General features: G+C 66.0%; 2 protein-coding genes. Both read right to left on the minus strand.

Annotation, left to right across the window (positions count from 1 at the left end; genetic code table 11):
* Nucleotides 1–1,542: bifunctional phosphoribosylaminoimidazolecarboxamide formyltransferase/IMP cyclohydrolase (gene purH, locus EN879_RS34095; RefSeq protein ID WP_127274622.1), on the minus strand; the 1,542-nt coding region annotated here is incomplete at its 3' end.
* A gap of 86 nt (nucleotides 1,543–1,628) precedes the next feature.
* The coding region (locus EN879_RS34100; protein WP_206521064.1) for a heparinase II/III family protein at nucleotides 1,629–1,884 on the minus strand (256 nt) is incomplete at its 5' end.

Raw genomic sequence — 1,884 nt, forward strand, 5'->3', positions numbered from 1 at the left:
GGCGTGCATCGAGCCACCCGGCTGGATAACGGCAGTGGCGCCGGCGGCGATCGCCGACAGCAATCCGTCGGCGAAGGGGAAGAAGGCGTCGGAGGCGACGACCGAGCCCTTGGTCAGCGGTTCGGCAAGGCCGGCGGCCTCGGCGGCGTCGAGTGCCTTGCGGGCAGCGATGCGTGAGGAGTCGACCCGGCTCATCTGGCCGGCGCCGATGCCGACGGTGGCGCCGTCCCTGACGTAGACGATGGCGTTGGACTTGACGTGCTTGGCGATGCGGAAGGCGAATTTCAGGTCGGCCATTTCGACCGGCGTCGGCGCCCTCTTGGTCACCACTTTCAGTTCGAGGTCGTCGACGACAGCGTTGTCCCGGCCCTGGATGAGCAGACCGCCGGCGACGGATTTGACCGTCGTGCCCGGCGTGCGCGGATCCGGCAGCCCACCGGTGACCAGCAGGCGCAAATTCTTCTTCGCCGCGACGATGGCCGCTGCCTCGTCAGTGGCGCCGGGCGCTATGATGACTTCGGTGAAGGTTTTTACGATCTCTTCCGCCGCCTCGGCGTCGAGGGTGCGGTTGACCGCGACGATGCCGCCGAAGGCCGAAACCGGGTCGCAGGCGAGCGCCTTGGCGTAGGCGGCTTTCAGCGAGGTGCCTTCGGCAACGCCGCACGGGTTGGCGTGCTTGATGATGGCGACGGCGGCGGAACGCGCCGGATCGAACTCGCCGACCAGCTCGAAGGCGGCGTCGGTGTCGTTGATGTTGTTGTAGGACAGCTGCTTGCCCTGCAACTGACGCGCCGTGGCGACGCCCGGCCGCTTGTCGCCATCGATATAGAAGCCGGCGCTCTGATGCGGGTTCTCGCCATAGCGCATCACCTCGACCAGCCTGCCGCCAAAGGCACGCCACGTCGGGTGTTCGATCTCGAGCGCTTCGGCGAACCAGCCGGAGATCGCCGCGTCATAGCTGGCGGTGCGGGCGAAGGCCTTGGCGGCCAGCTTCTTGCGGAAATCCAGCGACAGCGAGCCGATGTTCATCTCCAGCGCGTTCAGCACCGAGGCATAGTCGCCGGGATCGGTGACGATGGCGACATAGGCGTGGTTCTTGGCCGAGGCGCGGATCATGGCCGGGCCGCCAATGTCGATGTTCTCGACGATCGATGCGTAGTCGGCGCCGGAGCGGCGGACCTCCTCGAACGGATAGAGATTGGAGACGACGAGATCGATCGGCTCGATGCCGTATTTGCGCATTGCCGCTGAATGCTCCGGATCGTCGCGCACGCCAAGCAGCGCGCCATGCACGCCGGGATGCAAGGTCTTGACGCGGCCATCCATGATCTCGGGAAAGCCGGTGAGCTCGGAGACGTCGCGCACCGGAAGGCCCGCGTCAGAGATCGCCTTTGCCGTGCCGCCGGTCGAGACCAGCTCGACGCCTGCGGCTGCCAGCGCCTTGGCGAAATCGATGAGGCCGGTTTTGTCGAAAACGGAGAGCAGGGCGCGGCGCACGGGAACCAGGTCTGGTGCGGGAATGTTCTTGGCGGCGACGGCCATGGGCTGGCGGCCTTTCACGACTGGTGTGGTGGATGCCCGCGCCCGTAGCACATGCCGCCCGGAAATCAAACCGGCGGTCAGGTAGGTCAGTTGTTTTCCGGATAACCGGCGATGCTGGTGCGGGTCAGCTGCCAGTGGACTTCGGCGATTTCCGAGGCCTTGAAGGCAAGCACGATCTGGCGGCTGCGGCGCGGGCCGCCAAGACCGGCGAAATAGATCGATTCCTCGACCTCCGGCACCACTTCGGCCGATGTGAACACCCAGGTGTCGGCCTGATCGGCGGCCAGCACCAGGCGGTCATGCTCGTCCTGCAAAAGGTTGACATCGGGATGAACGTGGAAG

Origin of the sequence: Mesorhizobium sp. M7A.F.Ca.AU.002.02.1.1 (assembly GCF_003998535.1) — a bacterium.
Lineage (GTDB): Bacteria > Pseudomonadota > Alphaproteobacteria > Rhizobiales > Rhizobiaceae > Mesorhizobium > Mesorhizobium ciceri.